This window comes from Amycolatopsis sp. NPDC039088 (genome assembly GCF_055598845.1).
In genome coordinates this window covers 1-1,283 of record NZ_JBVKAE010000093.1, presented here as the reverse complement: position 1 = coordinate 1,283, position 1,283 = coordinate 1, and the positions used below count along the sequence as shown (strand labels likewise).

The 1,283-nt window shown below is 66.7% G+C and carries 1 protein-coding gene; it reads left to right on the top strand.

The features are described from left to right. Positions 1-207: 207 nt before the first annotated feature. The coding region (locus ACZ7KI_RS43340) for an IS1380 family transposase (RefSeq protein ID WP_470278815.1) at positions 208-1,283 on the top strand (1,076 nt) is incomplete at its 3' end.

Below are 1,283 nucleotides of genomic sequence, written 5' to 3'. Positions count from 1 at the left end.
GACCTCTTGGTCATGGCGCAGGCCGACGTCTATGAAGGAATTGGGACGTTGAGCCTGGATCCACCGGTGTGGTGTGGGTGTTTGGGGTGTGTCTGGGTACGCAAATGCCCTCTGGCTTGGGATGATTGTTCTTGCGACGGAACAAAAACCACCTAGCGAGAGGGCATCTGCTGGATGCGATCGTCTCATACCGCCGGATCGGTGTCGGTGAGGTTCGATGATGAGGGTCTCGTGTCGTGCGCGGGGCTGGTGCCGGTGCTGCGGCTGGCGGAGGACATCGGCCTGGGCGGGCTGATCGAAGACCGGGTTGACCTGGGGATTGCGGTCGGGGCGAACACGGGCGCGAAAGCACTGTCGGTGGTGGCCGGAATGGTCGCCGGCGGGGACTCGATCGAGGATCTGGACGTGATCCGGCACGGTGGGATGCGCCGGTTGTTCACCGGTCTCCGGGCGCCCTCGACGTGTGGTTCGTGGTTGCGGGGGTTCACCCACGGCCACGTCGGTCAGCTGGCCTCGGCCGCGGCCGAGGCGCTGGTCCGGCTGGCCGGGCGGGTTCCGTCGCTGCTGGCCGGGGTCGAGGGGCTGGCGTTTATCGATATCGACGCCAAGATCAAGGAAACCTACGGGCACGGCAAGCAGGGCAGCGGGTTCGCCTACAACGGGGTCCGCGGTTTGAACCACCTGATCGCCACCCTGTCGTCCCCGGTCTGCGCGCCGGTGATCCTGACCTCCCGGTTACGGGGCGGGAACTGTGATTCCCGCCGCGGGGCCGCGTCGATGATCACCGAGGCGATCGGGCTCGCACGCCGGGCCGGGGCGACCGGGACGGTCGTGGTCCGCGCGGATTCCGCGTTCTTCACCGGCCCGATCATCGCCGCGATCCGCCGGGCGGGCGCGTTGTTTTCGGTCACCGCCCAGAAAAACGCGGCAGTGAAGCAGGTGATCGACCGGATCGGCGAGGACGACTGGACCACGATCGCCTACCGGCACCCGATCCCCGACCCGCTATCCGGCGAGTTGATCACCCACACCGAGATCGCCGAAACCACACTGACCGCGTTCGTCCACACCGCCGAGAACCCCGGCCGCCAGGTCACCGCGCGGCTGCTGGTCCGCCGCACCCCCAGATTCAAGACCAACACCCAGGGCGAGCTGTTCCGTGTCTTCAACTACCACGCCGTGTTCACCGACACCGGCTTCGACCTGCCCGTCGCCGACGAGTATCACCGCAAACACGCCATCATCGAACAGGTCTTCGCCGACCTCAACAACTCCGCCCTCGC